The sequence below is a fragment of the Actinobacillus suis ATCC 33415 genome, assembly GCF_000739435.1.
Taxonomy (GTDB): Bacteria; Pseudomonadota; Gammaproteobacteria; order Enterobacterales; family Pasteurellaceae; genus Actinobacillus; species Actinobacillus suis.
Window position 1 is genome coordinate 2129700 of record NZ_CP009159.1, and the last position, 15099, is coordinate 2144798.

Genomic DNA, 15099 nt, shown 5'->3' on the forward strand with positions numbered 1-15099 from the left:
CGAGCAATATATGGAAATTGAAGACATTCCCCAAGACGACAGCAAAATTTTCCAAGGGCAACGTAAAGTGATTTACGCTACCCGCAACGGAAAATTTGAAGCAGGTACTAGCACAGGCTGGCAAGCGGAAGAGTTTGCCACCGAACAAGCCGTGGACGAACTCAACCAACTCACCGAACAAGCTCTACAAGCGGTCAAAAACGGTGAAAAATCGGTTATTTACTACCTAATGTACAAAAACCGCTACGATCTCCAAACTCTCGCCCAAGCCACAGGCTTTTGGCAATGGCAGATTAGACGACATTTTAGACCGGAGATTTTTGCGAAGTTGAGTGAGAGGAAGTTGGAAGTGTATGCGAGGGGGTTTGGGATAAATGTTGATAAGTTGAAAGGAATTATATGACAGAATCTGAGTTACAAGAATTGAAGAATAAAATATCTTTAATTTTGAAAGATATATCTAATCTATCAGAATCGGAATATCAGGCTATAGAGCAGGAAAAGATGATTAGAACTTCGAATGAAACAGAACTAAAGCCATATTATCTTATTTTCCTTCTTTTTGTGAGCTTTCTAGGTTATGGATATTCAGGAAAAGAAGAGAAAGTTAGTTTCACGATACCGATAAAATACAAAGGTAGTATTTTTTTATTACAACATCGAAAACTAGGAATGGCTCTTCTTTCTTTTAGTGGTGTATCTAAACGTGATAGTTTAAATGTTGTAAAAGTAATTAATAAAGCAATAAATAAAGCGAAACCTTTTTTTGATTATTATGCAAATGAAGCTTCTAACGCAAATGATTTAAATGTTATCAATAATAGTATTCCATTTTTTGATAGATTGTGTTTCCAATTAGAATTATATAAGCAAAAAGTAAAAGAAATAGATGTATTTATTATGAGTCATCAGAGTGATACAGGTGATATAGATGTATTAGCAGATTTTGTAAGTCGTTGGAATCAAGAAAATACACTACAAAGAGAAAAAAATTGGCTAGCAATTTCTGTAATAGATGCATTTTTCAGTTTTACAGAGCATGTGTTTATTCATTCGGCTATTTTGCAAGGGAAATTACAAACTAAACAGGAAATTGCTCAATTAACAGTAAGTGAATGGAAGGATAAATTCAAAAGATGCATAGATATATCAGTTCCTAAGAATAGAGATTTTTACGATAAATTAAGTTTACTAAAAGATCAAATTCGTAATCATTTAACTCATGGCGCCTTTGGTAAAAATAATGAAGCATTTCAAATTCATTCTCCAGTGGGTGCTATACCAATGTTGATATCACCTACAACATCTATGTTTTCTGTTGGCGAAAATTTAAAGTTTACAGATGAAGAAGCTATCAAAATTATAGAAGAATTTATTGAATATTATTGGGGTAGTAAAAATTTTATAGAGAATATTTATATACAAAGTGGACTACCTGCAGTTTTGACTTTTGCTCTAGATAGTACATATAAAAGGGCTATGGTTTCTTTAGATGAAATGGAAAATTTCACACATTATTTATCTGAAGAATTTTGTAATTCAATGAATATGGATTGGTAATGAACCATTTTTCCCATCAACACACCGCCCACTGCGAAAGCGGTGTGATGTCAACTTTATTAAAATCGCACGGGGCGGAGCTGAACGAGGCGATGGTCTTTGGTTTGGCGTCCGCTTTGACGTTTGTTTATCTGCCGATTATTAAGGTCAGCGGAATGCCTTTGATTTCTTACCGTATGCAACCGAAGCACATCATCAAAAAGGTATCGAAATTGCTGAAAGTGCGGTTGAAAATGCAGAAGTTTTCTAACGAAACGGCAGGACAAATGGCATTAGATCAGGCGTTGCAAAATGGCAAATTAGTCGGTTTGCAGACATCGGTTTTTTGGCTGCCTTATTTTCCGTCTGAAATGCGTTTTCATTTTAATGCCCATAATTTACTTGTTTATGGTAAGGAAAACGATGATTATTTAATCAGCGATCCTGTATTTGAAACGGTGCAACGCTGTGCCGCTCAAGACCTGCAAAAAGCCCGTTTTGCTAAAGGCGCATTGGCGGCAAAAGGGCTGATGTATTATTTCGAGCAAACGCCTGATTTTTCGCAAATTGACTTGCCTACGTTAGTTCGCAAAGCTATTCGCAAACAAGCAAAACAAATGCTTGCACCACTGTTTTTTGTCGGTGTGAAAGGCATTCGCACTGTAGCGAAATCTATTGAAAATCTCGCTGCTTGCAAAAAAGGCGAAAAATATAACCGCTTGTATCTCGGGCATATCGTGAGAATGCAAGAAGAAATCGGCACAGGCGGTGCAGGTTTCCGCTATTTATATGCTTATTTCTTAGAACAAGCCGCTGAAATTTGCAACGAACCCAAATTCAAACAGGCTTCCGAACAGATGACCGAAATCGGCGACCTCTGGCGAGAATTTGCTATTCTTTGCGTTAAGCAATGCCGTAAGCCGAGTGTGGAAGGATATAAGGAAACGGCGGCGTTTTTGAGAAGGATCTCAGAGAGGGAAGAAAAATTATGGAGAATGTTGAAATAATTGTAGGGGCGGGTCCTGTGCCCGCCCGAAATAATTGCCGAAACAGATATGAATAAACAACATTTACCACGTCGTAAAACTATCCGTTTACAACATTATGATTATTCCGAAAATGGATTATATTTCATCACTATTTGCGTTCAAGATCGTTTATGTTTATTCGGCAAGATTTTGAATGAGAAAATGGAATTAAACCCTGCTGGTAAAATGGTTGAGACTTGTTATTTGGAGTTGGAACAATATTTCCCTACAGTAAAATGTTTGGATTATGTGATTATGCCTAATCATATCCATTTTATTCTTCAGCTTGAAAATGCTATACATCTACCTCGTTATTCATTATTTGATGTGATTCAACGTTTTAAATCTCGAACGAATGTTGAATATATTAAAAATGTGAAACAAAAGAATTGGCAGCCTTTTAATAAGAGGTTATGGCAACGTAGTTATTATGAACATATTGTGCGAGATGAAAAAGATTATTTGATAATTGCGGAATATATTGAGCATAACCCGTTACATTGGGCGTTGGATAAATTGTATATAGCAGAATAATTTCGGGCGGGCACAGGACCCGCCCCTACGGAAGATTAATGATTGAAATAAATAACCTAAACCACCAATACCCCAACGCTCAAACACAGGCGTTATGCAATGTGAATTTACACATCCCCCAAGGCTCTGCCATTGGTTTACTCGGTCCAAATGGGGCGGGTAAAACGACCTTGATGTCGTTACTCGCTGGCTTGCAGTCGGTACAGCAAGGCGAGATTTTGTTTGAGGGCGTGCCGTTTGAGAAATTGTCGAAACAGCAACGTCATCAAATCTCGTTAGTACCGCAGGATTTTGCGTTTTATCCGTTGTTGACGGTGTGGGAAAATCTGAAATTCTTCGCCGCACTTTATGAAATTTCTGATAAAAATTGGCTGTTGGAGTTGTTGGAAAAAACGGGGCTAACGATACATAAATCCAAATTGGCAAAGCACCTTTCGGGTGGCTTGAAACGCCGTTTAAATTTTGCGATTGGTTTGATTAATCGCCCGAAAGTGATTTTTTTGGATGAAATCACGGTGGGGATTGATCCGCAATCTCGTCAGTTTATTCTCAATAGCGTGGCAGAATTAACCAAGCAAGGGGTAACGGTGATTTATACATCGCATTACTTGCAAGAAATTGAGCAACTTTGTTCACAGTTAGTGCTGTTAAATGAAGGGAAATTGATTTATCAAGGTGATTTGCAAGAAATTATCGGTAATCAACCGCTTGAGAAATTTTATTTGGATTTTTTAGATAAGCAGGTAGGAACAAGGTGCTAATTGCTTCGATTTTTAAAGAACTTCGCTTATTAAGTCGTGATCTGCACGGTGTGGCAGTGCTGTTTATTATGCCAATTTTGTTTATGTTGATTATGTCGGCAGCACTAAGTAATGAGAATGAACTTAGCCAAGATGCGCCGATAGTTTTATTAGCTGAGCCAAACAATCCGTTAAATGAAGCATTTTTTCAGAAATTGAAAGCGGAAAAGCTTAATATTCAACAGGCAGATATTGCGGAGTTGGCAAGGTATCAAGCTGCATTACAAGCGGGCGAATTTGAGCTATTAATTGCAAATTCTAATCAAAAATCGACCGCACTTTCAGATGAAAAAACGTTAGCGTTGTGGCTTAACCCAAGTGTTGATCGTGGTTGGCTATTAGGCGTGAAAGGTGTATTACAAAAACATTACACCCAATTGCGTTTAGATCAATATATGGCGGACAATAAGATTACGCTAAAAAATAATAAACAGAAGCAAATCAAAGCGATAGAGAAAAAGGTTAATCAGGATTTAGATAAAAAATTCGCTCAAATTAATGATTATCTGGCTAAAGATTTATGGCAAGAAATCTATCTGAACCGCCAAGGTAAGGAAGTTGCAAAACCTAACTCGGTACAACATAGTGTACCTGCGTGGCTGATTTTCGGGATGTTTTTTATTATGATTCCGCTTTCTAATGTAATGGCGATGGAGCGACAAACCAATACCATTACTAGACTGCGAATGGCGAGAGCTTCCGCATTTAAACTGATTGTAGCGAAGTTGATTCCTTATTTCTTGATCAATCAATGCCAATTTATCGGTATGGTGGCATTAGGCTATTTTGTTTTGCCTCGCCTTGAAATGCCTGCTTTTTCACTGATTGGCGAGTGGTGGCACTATGCGGTATTAGCGATGGCAGTTAGCCTGTCTGCGCTTGGTTATGGGCTATTTATTAGTGTAGTGGCTCGCACAACTGAGCATGCCGTGGTGTTAGGCGGTGGCGGTATTATCATTATGGCGGCGATTGGCGGTATTATGGTGCCAACCTATGTCATGCCGGAAATTATGCAAACTATCGCCGAGTTTTCGCCAATGGGCTGGGCGTTAAGCGGCTTCCAAAATCTGTTGTTGAACCAATATGAATTACCGCAAATTGCAAATTATTTGGCAAAATTGATCGCTTTTGGTGTTGTGATGATCGGGCTTGCCGCCTTGATTTATCAGCGACAATTAAGAACGCAGGCAAGATTTTAATGTGGTACATACTATGAAATATACATTTACCTTAGAACCTAATTTACTTGAATTAGAACTGAAAAAATTAATCGTAAACGAATCCGAAAAAGACGAGTTTGAGTCGCAAGATATTGCGGATAACGAGCCACTTTTTGGTGAGCAAAGTCGTATCCAGTTAGATTCGCTCGATGCTTTGCAAATTGCAGTGGCGTTGCAAGCGCATTTTAAAGTACGTTTGCAAGGTGATCGTATGGTGCGTAAGCATATGATGAATGTTGCCGATTTAGCTAAATTTATTCGGGATTCACATCAATAATGGCGGTTTATATCAATGCAAGCGGTCGAATTTCTGCAAAAAATTGCAAAAAACGAACCGCACTACAATTAGGGCAATCAATTGAATTGCCCTATTTTTCGGCTTTTGATTCTGTATTATTAAGTTTGCCGGCACTCTATGTGTTACTTGAACAGCAATTAGAGCAATGTCTGTCAAGTGCAGGCTGGGCAATCTCTGAATTAGCTGAAATACCAATTTTACTAGGTTCAACAGCCTATACGATTGCTGATTGCGAATATCGCTTTGCTACTCATCAAGCGTTAGCCAGTGAACCGAACATCACGATAATTGGTGATTATCTCCAACAAAAATATGGAGCAAAAGTCTTTAACTTTGCTACCTCTTGCACCTCTTCTGCGCAGGCGATTGGTTATGCGGCAAAAATGATTGAACAAGGCAAATGCCAGAAGGTGCTTGTACTAGGTTTTGAAATGTTTAATCGTTTAACCTTTGAGCATTTTCAGGCGATGGGTTTGCTGGCACAAAGTGCAGCAGAAAAAGGCATTATTTTAGGCGAAGGTATTGGTTGTGTAGCATTGAGCAATCAGGAGTCCGACTGCCGAATTTTAGCTGTTGCAAGCCTGACTGATCATTTCAGCTTAACCAATAATAGCGAGCAAAGTTTAGTGCGCTTAATTGACAAAGTGTTACAAAAATCCGACCGCTTGCCAGCAGAAATCAATGCAATTAAACCACATTTTGTCGGAGGAGACTTTGATGAAATTGAGCAAGCGATTTTGCAAAAAATTGTGCCAAATCGACCGCACTTCCTCCCTAAAAAAGAGCTGGGGCATACGCTAGGCGCAAGTGGTGCATTGGAAACGGCATGGCTGTTAGAACAGTTGCAAAAAAATACTGAAAATAGACCGCTTATCGTGTTGAATTATTTCCTTGGTTTTGGTGGCAGTAACATTGGGTGGATATTGCAATGGAAGTAATCGCAGAATTTCAAGTAACGGAACAATTGGATGATAAAACCTTGCGTCAACGCTTGAAAGAATTGGGCGTAGATGCTCGTCGCTTAAGCCGCTTTACACAATTGGCTTTGCTCGGTGCTTTAAACTTACGTGAATTTGTAAATGGAGAAAGTGCGGTTTATTTAGGCTCGAATTTCAATTCACCGAGTAAATTCTACAAAATGTTCAATAATTTATTACAAGAACATTTACCAAGCCCGTTGGATTTTATGGCAAATATCAATAATGCTGCGGTTTTTCAAATTGCGCAAAGTTTAGATTTACAAGGTGCAGGGATTTTTCTTGCACTGGAAAAACATGAAATGGCTAAATTATTCGATCTGGCCGAATTAGATCTTGCACCAAACCAAACTGCCCTGATTGGTTGGGTGTTTGAACACCCTCAACAACATCAGCAAGATGAAAGTTGTTGGTGGGTGGTGAGAGGGCTATAAGCATTTTGGCTTATATTGGTAGAAGGTCAGATTTCGTGTAGAATAAAAGAGTTATAGTTACATTAAAAGGAACAACTTATGAAAACATTATGGAAATTAATTGGGATTTTATCTATATCAGTCTTCTTAGGAGCTTGTAGCTCGATGACGTTAGATAGTAACTTAAAGCAAGATGTGAAGGAACAGTATACGACTTACAAGATTGTTAATGTGTCTTCTAATGAAACGATTTCGCCTGAAGTTGCCACTATATTCGAAAATAACTTAAGGACGCAATTACAAAAATATGGCTACAAAGAAGGCAATGATGTTGTGGTAAGTTATGATATTAAAGCTTTTGATGAAGGCAATCGGGCATTAAGAATGTTTATTGGGTTCGGTGCAGGTAAAGGTACGTTATCTGTTATAACGACATTAAAAGATAAAAACGGTGTTTACTTGGGTTCTGTCAATACGGAAACTACGTTAAGAATGGGATTTTTCGGTGGTAGCTTAAATAGCATTATTGCTTCAACAGCGAAAAAGACCGCAGCTCAAATTAGAAAATCGCGAATTATTAATGCTCATTAATTAAGGAATATTTATGAAAAAGCTAATGTTAGGTGCATTATCTCTATTGGTTGTCACCGCTTGTACTAATAATTTCCCAACAACGGATACAGTAGAAAAACGTGCAGATTTAACAAAATTATGTATTAAAGAATCATCAAATCCACGTTTAGCATCTTTTGTACCAAGCCTTGTAAAAAGCTTAAAAGCTAAAGGTATTGAAAGTGAAGTTCATATTAATACTGTCCCTCATGATTCGTGTAAATATATGCTTAGCTATGCACTAAATGAACGCCGTAATTTAGTATTACGCGCCACAGTAAGAGTGAGCGAATTAGATGGTTCGGATTATGATGAAATTGGTGAGGTTGTTTATAAACAACGTAGCAAAGAAGAACAATCCGCATCAAAATCGAATGGTGTTCAAGGTCAGACAGACCGTATTGTTGCTGAGCTGTTCAAACATTATTAATTTACTATGACAGACCATTGTGAATTTACATTTAATATTTCAGCATGGAATGTTGTAGCTAATAAACAACTTTCCATTGCTGATTGGCAACTAGGTGAGGCGCATTGGGTTAAAAATGCAAAAAATTGGGAAAATTTTACCCCTAAATTAGCGTTTTTGCCGGCAATTAAACGTCGTCGTTTAAGTGATTCAGCTCGGCTTTTCTTTGAGGCTGCTTGGGAGCTATTACCGTCGGAACAGGCAAATATTCCGGTTGTATATGCTTCAAACAATAGTGAAATTAACCGTAGTTTTGGTTTGTGGCATACGCTATTACAAGATGGTGATGTTTCACCTACCTCATTTAGTTTATCGGTACATAATGCATTAGTCGGACAATGGTCTGAATTTCGTCAAGTGACGGCTGAGACCATATCTATTACCGCTTCGCAAGACAACTTAGAGTCCGCTTTGTTAGAAGCTTATTTGCTCTTGAATGACGGAGCAGACCGTGTGCTCGTTGTTGTGGCGGAAAGCCCATTATTAGAAAACTATAATGCACAGCCGATTGAACGTCAGCCTTTTGCATATGCGCTAGCATTGGTAGTCACAAAAGGTGAGCAATATCAGCTGAGTTTGGTTGTAAAAGATAGCGTGAATACGACCGCTTGTTTAGCAAAAGATAATGCTTTAACGTGGGTTCAAAACCATTATGCGAATAGTGTGCAATGGCAAACTAAAAGTACAAATGGAAAGGTATGGCAATGGCGAAAAAATTAGACTGGCTGCGTCGATTCTTAGGGACGATGTTGGGTTTTGTGTTATTTGGCGTATTAGGAATCAGTTATAGAATTATTCTTTCTCCTTATGTTAAATACGTGAAAAACGGTGATCTGTCTCATGTTTTGCAAGCTCGCCGTTCAGTGGGGAAAATTTGGGCATTCTTTGTCAAATATCTAGTTGCCGTCGGTGTTCTTGAAGTGGAATATCATGGTTTCGAACGACTTGGACGTAAAGGTCAATTAATGGTTGCTAATCATCCTTCTCTATTGGACGTGGTGTTAATCTTTTCAAAAGAAAACCGTTTAAACTGTATCGTAAAAAAAGATTTGCTTGATAATCCGGTCATGGTTGATCCTATTATTGCATGTGGTTTTTTGCCTAATTCCGAAAGTGAAGAAGTATTAGAAAAAAGCCATCAGATTTTACAAGAAGAGTCGTTATTGCTTTTCCCTGAAGGTACTAGAACAGGTTGGGATGGTGTAGTTAATTTGCATAGAGGTGCCGTATCTATCGGCTTACGTAGCGCAGAAGTAATTACTCCGATTATAATTAAAATGTCTCCGCCGAATTTAAAAAAAGGTCAACCTTGGTATAAGGTTCCTTCTCAGAAAATTCGTTATCAATTAACGGTTGCCGAAGATATTGATCCGAAAGCGTTATTAGCGGAAAAGCCATTACCTATTGCTTCTCGTCGATTGAAAAAACAATTAGAAGATTTATTTAATTCACATACTCATACAATTTAAGGACAGAAAATGGAACTTGAACTGCAATTAAAACAATTAATTATCGATAGCCTTGGTCTTGAAGATATGAGCGTAGAGGATATTGAAACGGATGCTCCACTTTTCGGTGATGATGGGTTGGGTTTAGATTCAGTAGACGCACTTGAACTTGGTTTAGCGGTACAAAAAACTTTTGGATTACAACTAGATAGCGAAAAGCAGAATTTACGTAATCACTTTGAAAGTGTTGCGACATTAGCAACATTTATTCGTTCGATTAAGGGGTAAATAATGACTGAACAAGAAATTCAAACATTATTGGTAAATGCGTTGGAAACTTTGTTTGAAGTTGATCCGAAGAGCATTACGCCGGAAACAAACTTATATGAAGATTTAGAAATCGATAGTATTGATGCGATTGACTTAATTGATCATATTAAACGTGAAACAGGACACAAATTACAAGCCGAAGATTTTCGTAATGTTCGTACTGTTGCCGATGTGGTGCAGGCAGTCGTGAAAATCAGCCAAAAAGGCGAAGAATAGTATTTATCTCTTCACGAATGAATTACTCATCAACAGAGCTTATTGCTCAATATCCTACTTGGTATTATACCGATTTTGAACAGCGTGTTTGGCAAATTGCGACAGCGCTTCAACAGCAACAAATTCATACAGTTGCACTTTGGTTTGAAGATGGAGCAAAATTAGCCTGCACGCTGTTAGCTTGTTGGCATGCCAATGTACGCACCTTATTCCTTCCTAACTTTACTGAAGAAAGTATCGCTTGGGCAAATCAGCTGGCAGATATTTGGCTTGCTGATGTACCGGTTCATCTCTCGAATGCTAAATATTTTGATGAGTTTGCTAATCAGCTTGAATTGCAAAAAAGTGAGAAAAAGCGACCGCTTGCTGACTTTATTGCCGATACTCAACTTTTGATGAAAACCTCTGGCAGTACCGGTCAGCCTAAAACGATTATAAAAACGGCCGGTCAGCTATGGAAAAATGCCCAAGTCTGTGCACAAGCATTTGGATTTGAATCTGGTAATCAAATTACGGCCGTTTGTACCGTGAGTATTCAACATTTATATGGGTTAATTTGTCAAATTATGATGCCGTTGGTATTAGGTTGGCAGATTGGGCGTAAACAACAGTTCTTTCCTGAAAATGTGGCTCAAGTTTGTCGTCAAACGAAAAAAACAGTGCTGATTAGTAGCCCTACAATGTTGGCAAGTATTGATTGGCAGCGTTTATCTTTTCCCACGCTTAGCGAAATTGTTTCAGCAGGAGGTATACTGCCTTCAGGTGTGGCAGAGATGATTTTTAATTCGACAGGTTTTCATGTTACTGACTTCTATGGGACCACTGAAGCGGGAGCAATAGCGTTTAAGCAAGATTCTTCTCTTTGGCAGCCAATGCCAACTGCAAAAGTCGGGATTGATGAGCGTTCTACGCTATGGATTGAAGCCGATTGGTTAGAAGGGCGCGAGCAGTGTGAGGATGTAGTTGAATTTTCAAATCAACAATTTGCTATTTTAGGGCGTATTGATCGCATTATTAAGTTGGGTGACAAGCGAATTTCATTAGCAAGCGTCGAGCAAAATTTACAACAGCATATGGCGGTTTCGGACTGTTATATTGGTAAACATCCTTTGCAAAATCGTTTAGTTGCTTGGGTCGCGCTTTCTTCGCAAGGGATACAGTTATACAAACAGAATCGAAAAATATTGGTTGCAACTTTAAAGCAGCATTTATCAATAACACAAGAAAAAGTTGCCTTGCCTCGTTTTTGGCGATTTACCGATAAACTGCCACGTAATAGCCAATCAAAAATCAGCAAAATGGCGTTTGAACAAATTTGTACAGCAGAACAGCTTGATCAATTTGGAGTGTTATGCGGGTAGTCAATATTGTAACTCGTTGTTTATTGAGCGTATTTAGCATCGCTTATCCGTTATTATGGTGGTTATCACCAGAGATGGATTGGTTAACTTATATGCCGTTTGGCCTTGCATTCTTATGGTTTTTTCAAGGGATGCAAGCGGTCGGTTTTCAGCGTTTTTTTGCATTTTTTATGTCTATCATGTTGGGGGTGGTCGGTATAAGTCGAGGCTTAGATTGGATGTATTGGTATCCAGTTGCGATCAACGTTTTTATGTTAATAATTTTTGGCGGTAGTTTGTGGGCGAAGCAAACCATTATTGAAAAATTCGCTCGCTTACAAGATCCTGATTTACCTGCTGAGGCAATAGCTTATACCCGCAAAGTAACCCAAGTTTGGTGTGCGATTTTTATCTTCAATATTGTAGTAACTGTATCTCTGATTTATTTTAATCGACTTGATGCCTGGGCGCTTTATACCGGTGTGATTGCCTATATTATTATGGCAATCGTCATGGTGGGAGAATGGCTGATTCGTCCGAAACATAACAGAACATTTTAATTTTATGAACAAAAATCCTATTGCATTAAATCCTATTTGGCTCAGTGATGATTTTTTCCAGCGAGTAACACAAATTTCACAGCAATTCCAACAAGATAATGTGAGGTCTGTTGGCTTATGGTTAGAAGATGCCGCCCAATTTGCTTGCGTCTTATTAGCTTGTTTCCGTGCCGATGTGAAGGTGTTATTGCCCCCTAACTTGTTGGACGAAAATCAGATCTGGCTACAACAAAATGCCGATTTCCTATTTGATGGCATTCGTTTCCAAAGCTATGGGCATTTACAAAAAGTTGTGGATTTTTTACCGCTTGTAGATTGGCAATGCCAGACAGAAGTTTGGTTAAAAACCTCAGGCAGCAGTGGTGAGGCAAAGATTTTAAAGAAAACCGCTTCACTTTTATGGCAAGAGGCAATTGAGGTCGGCAAGTTTTTACCTTTCCAACAAAATGGTACCCATACAATCGGTAGTGTAAGCGTTCAGCATTTTTATGGTTTGACGTATCGAGTTTTGATTCCACTTTGGCATTTCTTGGAAGGACGAGCATGGACAATAGGTCGTGAGCAATTAGTTTATCCCGAATATTTATTGGCGGAAAGTAAGCAGAGTTCGCAGTGTTTATGGATCACGAGTCCAGCTTTACTTTCTCGTTTAAATTTGGCATTACCTCATTTAGCGGAACAACATGTTGTTGGAGTTATTTCGTCCGGTGGTGCGTTAGACGAGCAACTTGCCGAACAAGTTCAGACGGCAATGCGTTGTCCCGTATTAGAGGGCTATGGCAGTACGGAAACAGGTTGTATCGCTTTTCGTCAGCCTTATCAGCACTGGAAGCCTTTGCAAGATGTACATTTAGGTACAAATGAGCAGCAAGCGTTATGGGTTGAATCTAGCCGTACGCAAGGGAGAGAGCAAACAGCAGATGCCGTGGAATTTTTTGGTGATGGATTTGAATTATTAGGACGTCTAGATCGCATTGTTAAATTGGGTGATAAAAGAGTGTCATTAGTGAAAATTGAACAGGATTTATTAAAGCACTCATGGGTTGCTGATGCTTATGTCGCACAACACCCTGAGAAACAGCGAGCGGTAGCATGGTTGGCATTGAGTGATGAGGGCATTGATTGTTTACGTGAGAATGGCCGTAAATATTTGACGGATCATTTGAAACAAACACTTGCTATGACACAAGAAAAATTTGCTTTACCACGTTATTGGCGTTTAACCGACAAGTTACCTCGCAATGCTCAATCTAAAATCTTGCGCCAAGATTTCGAGTCTGTTTGTCAACACAATGTTTGTGATCCAATCTGGTTGCATACGATTGAACAAGACAATTCTCTTGAATTAATAGGAAAAGTGCCACTAGATTTGCATTATTTTAAAGGGCATTTCGCAAATTTTCCGTTGGTACCGGGAGTAATTGAGTTGCAATGGGTAATAGAACAACTCCCTCGCTTATTACAGAGAGAAATTGAAATTGAGCGAGTGGATAATTTGAAATTCCAACAGTTTTTACGTCCGCATGATGACGTACATTTAACACTTAATTGGGATGTTGTAAAACAGCGGGTAAAATTTCAGTTGAAAGGTAACGGTGAGATTTGTGCAAGCGGTCTAATTATCGAGAAAAAATGCGGAGCATAGCCATGGCAGAGAAATCTAACATTGTTGCATTAATACCTCATTATAATCACGTTAATACGATTGCGAAGGTCATTGAGCAATTGCTAGGGTTTGGTTTGCCAGTATTAGTTGTAGATGACGGTTCGAATGATGCTCAGCAACAAATATTGAAACAGATAACTCAACAGCCAAATGTATCCGTCGTATTCCGCTCACAGAACGGGGGAAAAGGTGCGGCAGTTAAAACAGGGTTACAATGGGCTTATCAGCAAGGTTTTACGCATGCAATACAAGTCGATGCGGACGGGCAACACAATTTAGCTGATATTGAAGCAATGGTGGAAATATCTAAGCAACATTCAACGGCGCTTATTTGTGGTAAACCGATTTATGGTATTGATGCGCCTAAAGCACGTTTGTATGGACGTAAAATCACTAATTTCTGGATTGCGATAAATACCTTATCAACTCAGATTGAAGATGGAATGTGCGGTTTTCGTTTGTATCCTTTAGCGTTAGTTGCGCCTATTCTTACTCAAGAAAAACTAGGTAATCGAATGGATTTTGATATTGAAATTCTTGTACATTGCCAGTGGCGTAAGATACCAATGATTTGGGTAGAAACTCCCGTAAAATATGATGAAGATGGCGTATCTCATTTTAGAGGTTGGGATGATAATTGGCTGATTAGTAAAATGCATGCCCGATTGTTTTTCGGGATGTTGGGTCGAGTGTTTACGGGGAAATTTTAATGACGGTTACTCGAAAGAATCAGCGACACTGGGCGAATCAGCAAGAGCGAGGAACCCATTTTTTTCTAATGCTAACTCGCCTCATTGTGCAATATTGTCCACTTTGGCTAATCCGCTTTTTTACTTTTTGGGTCGTGTTGTATTTTTATTTAACCTCAAGTAAAACTCGCCGATATATTGCAGAATATCAGCAAAATCTGACCGCTTATTTCCCTCAAGTGAGATTAAAAGGAGCGACTATTTTTCGTCAATTTCTTGCCTTTGGAGAGGCTATTACAGACCGATTTGCCGTTTGGCAACATCAAATACATTATGCGGATTTAGTGATTGATGATAGCGAAAATCTCTATGCAGAGATTGATGCTGGCGGAAGAGGGCAAATATTAATTTGTTCTCATTTCGGTAATATTGAAATTTGTCGAGCTTTACTTAATAACGGCCATCATCCGAATTTTAAACTCAACGCACTGGTTCATAGCAAACATGCTGAAGCGTTTAACCAAGCATTAGTTGATGCAGGAGCAGATGAATTACCTCTGATTCAGGTAGAAGATTTAGATGCGCACATAATGTTGGAGTTGAGTGAGCGGATTGAGCGTGGCGAATGGATCGCTATCGCAGCTGATCGTGTGCCTGTAAGAGGTGATAAGACCCAAACAGTTAATTTTTTAGGTAAGTTGGCTGAATTTCCAGAAGGAGCATGGTTATTAGCGAGTTTGTTGAAAGCACCGATTAATACGATTTTTAGTTTAAAAGAAAATGGCAAATATTGTTTGAAGCTTCGGCATTTTTCTTCGCCTATTAAAGGAAGAGGAAAGATCCGTCAGCAGCAGATTCAACAAGCTATGCAAGATTATGCAGATTTATTAGCGAATGAATGTGCAAAAAATCCATATTTATGGTTTAATTTTTATGATTTTTGGCAACAAAAATAGTGTA

Annotated in this window: 20 protein-coding genes; all 20 read left to right on the forward strand. The window is 38.7% G+C overall.

The window, feature by feature from the left end; genetic code table 11:
• The first annotated feature begins 10 nt into the window (after window positions 1-10).
• The 20 genes from ASU1_RS09890 (at window position 11) to ASU1_RS09985 (ending at window position 15095) form a co-directional block, all read left to right on the forward strand.
• Entirely contained in the window at window positions 11-403 is a 393-nt protein-coding gene (locus ASU1_RS09890) for a DarG family dialkylresorcinol biosynthesis protein (protein WP_015674226.1), read from the forward strand.
• Window positions 400-1560: a hypothetical protein gene (locus ASU1_RS09895; protein WP_015674227.1), complete on the forward strand. Its 1161-nt coding sequence runs from the start codon at window positions 400-402 to the stop codon at window positions 1558-1560. The genes ASU1_RS09890 and ASU1_RS09895 overlap by 4 nt, the downstream gene beginning before the upstream one ends.
• A complete protein-coding gene (gene darH / locus ASU1_RS09900) occupies window positions 1560-2546 on the forward strand; it encodes a BtrH-related acyltransferase DarH (protein ID WP_015674228.1) in 987 nt (328 codons plus the stop codon). Before ASU1_RS09895 ends, darH begins: the two co-directional genes overlap by 1 nt.
• Window positions 2547-2594: 48 nt before the next feature.
• Complete coding sequence (locus ASU1_RS09905) at window positions 2595-3101, forward strand: transposase (RefSeq protein ID WP_015674229.1); 507 nt, start codon at window positions 2595-2597, stop codon at window positions 3099-3101.
• 38 nt (window positions 3102-3139) lie between these two features.
• Entirely contained in the window at window positions 3140-3862 is a 723-nt protein-coding gene (locus ASU1_RS09910; RefSeq protein WP_015674230.1) for an ABC transporter ATP-binding protein, read from the forward strand.
• The gene (locus ASU1_RS09915; protein WP_015674231.1) at window positions 3856-5100 is read left to right on the forward strand and encodes an ABC transporter permease; all 1245 of its coding nucleotides are present in this window, start codon (window positions 3856-3858) and stop codon (window positions 5098-5100) included. The genes ASU1_RS09910 and ASU1_RS09915 overlap by 7 nt, the downstream gene beginning before the upstream one ends.
• Window positions 5101-5113: 13 nt before the next feature.
• Entirely contained in the window at window positions 5114-5398 is a 285-nt protein-coding gene (locus ASU1_RS09920) for an acyl carrier protein (protein ID WP_015674232.1), read from the forward strand.
• Entirely contained in the window at window positions 5398-6357 is a 960-nt protein-coding gene (locus ASU1_RS09925) for a beta-ketoacyl synthase N-terminal-like domain-containing protein (RefSeq protein ID WP_015674233.1), read from the forward strand. The genes ASU1_RS09920 and ASU1_RS09925 overlap by 1 nt, the downstream gene beginning before the upstream one ends.
• A complete protein-coding gene (locus ASU1_RS09930) occupies window positions 6348-6830 on the forward strand; it encodes a beta-ketoacyl-[acyl-carrier-protein] synthase family protein (protein ID WP_015674234.1) in 483 nt (160 codons plus the stop codon). The genes ASU1_RS09925 and ASU1_RS09930 overlap by 10 nt, the downstream gene beginning before the upstream one ends.
• Before the next feature lie 78 nt (window positions 6831-6908).
• A complete protein-coding gene (locus ASU1_RS09935) occupies window positions 6909-7400 on the forward strand; it encodes a DUF4410 domain-containing protein (RefSeq protein ID WP_015674235.1) in 492 nt (163 codons plus the stop codon).
• A gap of 13 nt (window positions 7401-7413) precedes the next feature.
• The gene (locus tag ASU1_RS09940) at window positions 7414-7851 is read left to right on the forward strand and encodes a hypothetical protein (protein WP_015674236.1); all 438 of its coding nucleotides are present in this window, start codon (window positions 7414-7416) and stop codon (window positions 7849-7851) included.
• Between the two features lie 6 nt (window positions 7852-7857).
• Window positions 7858-8610, forward strand: coding sequence for a beta-ketoacyl synthase chain length factor (locus ASU1_RS09945; protein WP_039195534.1), 753 nt, complete (start codon window positions 7858-7860; stop codon window positions 8608-8610).
• Complete coding sequence (locus tag ASU1_RS09950) at window positions 8595-9359, forward strand: lysophospholipid acyltransferase family protein (RefSeq protein ID WP_039195536.1); 765 nt, start codon at window positions 8595-8597, stop codon at window positions 9357-9359. Before ASU1_RS09945 ends, ASU1_RS09950 begins: the two co-directional genes overlap by 16 nt.
• A 9-nt stretch (window positions 9360-9368) precedes the next feature.
• The gene (locus ASU1_RS09955) at window positions 9369-9626 is read left to right on the forward strand and encodes a phosphopantetheine-binding protein (protein ID WP_015674239.1); all 258 of its coding nucleotides are present in this window, start codon (window positions 9369-9371) and stop codon (window positions 9624-9626) included.
• Between the two features lie 3 nt (window positions 9627-9629).
• Window positions 9630-9884: an acyl carrier protein gene (locus ASU1_RS09960; protein WP_015674240.1), complete on the forward strand. Its 255-nt coding sequence runs from the start codon at window positions 9630-9632 to the stop codon at window positions 9882-9884.
• Between the two features lie 17 nt (window positions 9885-9901).
• The gene (locus ASU1_RS09965; RefSeq protein WP_015674241.1) at window positions 9902-11245 is read left to right on the forward strand and encodes an AMP-binding protein; all 1344 of its coding nucleotides are present in this window, start codon (window positions 9902-9904) and stop codon (window positions 11243-11245) included.
• A complete protein-coding gene (locus ASU1_RS09970; RefSeq protein WP_015674242.1) occupies window positions 11236-11784 on the forward strand; it encodes a COG4648 family protein in 549 nt (182 codons plus the stop codon). The genes ASU1_RS09965 and ASU1_RS09970 overlap by 10 nt, the downstream gene beginning before the upstream one ends.
• 4 nt (window positions 11785-11788) lie before the next feature.
• Entirely contained in the window at window positions 11789-13429 is a 1641-nt protein-coding gene (locus tag ASU1_RS09975; protein WP_015674243.1) for an ApeI family dehydratase, read from the forward strand.
• Window positions 13430-13431: 2 nt separating this feature from the next.
• Window positions 13432-14160, forward strand: coding sequence for a glycosyltransferase family 2 protein (locus ASU1_RS09980; RefSeq protein ID WP_015674244.1), 729 nt, complete (start codon window positions 13432-13434; stop codon window positions 14158-14160).
• A complete protein-coding gene (locus ASU1_RS09985; RefSeq protein ID WP_015674245.1) occupies window positions 14160-15095 on the forward strand; it encodes an LpxL/LpxP family acyltransferase in 936 nt (311 codons plus the stop codon). Before ASU1_RS09980 ends, ASU1_RS09985 begins: the two co-directional genes overlap by 1 nt.
• The last annotated feature ends 4 nt before the right edge of the window (window positions 15096-15099 follow it).

Bases quoted from the DNA above. Each gene is read 5' to 3' on its own strand.
- ASU1_RS09965 (WP_015674241.1), top strand. From the start codon at position 9,902: ATGAATTACTCATCAACAGAGCTTATTGCTCAATATCCTACTTGGTAT.
- ASU1_RS09940 (WP_015674236.1), top strand. From the start codon at position 7,414: ATGAAAAAGCTAATGTTAGGTGCATTATCTCTATTGGTTGTCACCGCT.
- ASU1_RS09930 (WP_015674234.1), top strand. From the start codon at position 6,348: ATGGAAGTAATCGCAGAATTTCAAGTAACGGAACAATTGGATGATAAA.
- ASU1_RS09910 (WP_015674230.1), top strand. From the start codon at position 3,140: ATGATTGAAATAAATAACCTAAACCACCAATACCCCAACGCTCAAACA.
- ASU1_RS09920 (WP_015674232.1), top strand. From the start codon at position 5,114: ATGAAATATACATTTACCTTAGAACCTAATTTACTTGAATTAGAACTG.
- ASU1_RS09905 (WP_015674229.1), top strand. From the start codon at position 2,595: ATGAATAAACAACATTTACCACGTCGTAAAACTATCCGTTTACAACAT.
- ASU1_RS09895 (WP_015674227.1), top strand. From the start codon at position 400: ATGACAGAATCTGAGTTACAAGAATTGAAGAATAAAATATCTTTAATT.
- ASU1_RS09950 (WP_039195536.1), top strand. From the start codon at position 8,595: ATGGCGAAAAAATTAGACTGGCTGCGTCGATTCTTAGGGACGATGTTG.
- ASU1_RS09970 (WP_015674242.1), top strand. From the start codon at position 11,236: ATGCGGGTAGTCAATATTGTAACTCGTTGTTTATTGAGCGTATTTAGC.
- ASU1_RS09960 (WP_015674240.1), top strand. From the start codon at position 9,630: ATGACTGAACAAGAAATTCAAACATTATTGGTAAATGCGTTGGAAACT.
- ASU1_RS09955 (WP_015674239.1), top strand. From the start codon at position 9,369: ATGGAACTTGAACTGCAATTAAAACAATTAATTATCGATAGCCTTGGT.
- ASU1_RS09980 (WP_015674244.1), top strand. From the start codon at position 13,432: ATGGCAGAGAAATCTAACATTGTTGCATTAATACCTCATTATAATCAC.
- darH (WP_015674228.1), top strand. From the start codon at position 1,560: ATGAACCATTTTTCCCATCAACACACCGCCCACTGCGAAAGCGGTGTG.
- ASU1_RS09975 (WP_015674243.1), top strand. From the start codon at position 11,789: ATGAACAAAAATCCTATTGCATTAAATCCTATTTGGCTCAGTGATGAT.
- ASU1_RS09935 (WP_015674235.1), top strand. From the start codon at position 6,909: ATGAAAACATTATGGAAATTAATTGGGATTTTATCTATATCAGTCTTC.
- ASU1_RS09890 (WP_015674226.1), top strand. From the start codon at position 11: ATGGAAATTGAAGACATTCCCCAAGACGACAGCAAAATTTTCCAAGGG.
- ASU1_RS09925 (WP_015674233.1), top strand. From the start codon at position 5,398: ATGGCGGTTTATATCAATGCAAGCGGTCGAATTTCTGCAAAAAATTGC.
- ASU1_RS09945 (WP_039195534.1), top strand. From the start codon at position 7,858: ATGACAGACCATTGTGAATTTACATTTAATATTTCAGCATGGAATGTT.
- ASU1_RS09985 (WP_015674245.1), top strand. From the start codon at position 14,160: ATGACGGTTACTCGAAAGAATCAGCGACACTGGGCGAATCAGCAAGAG.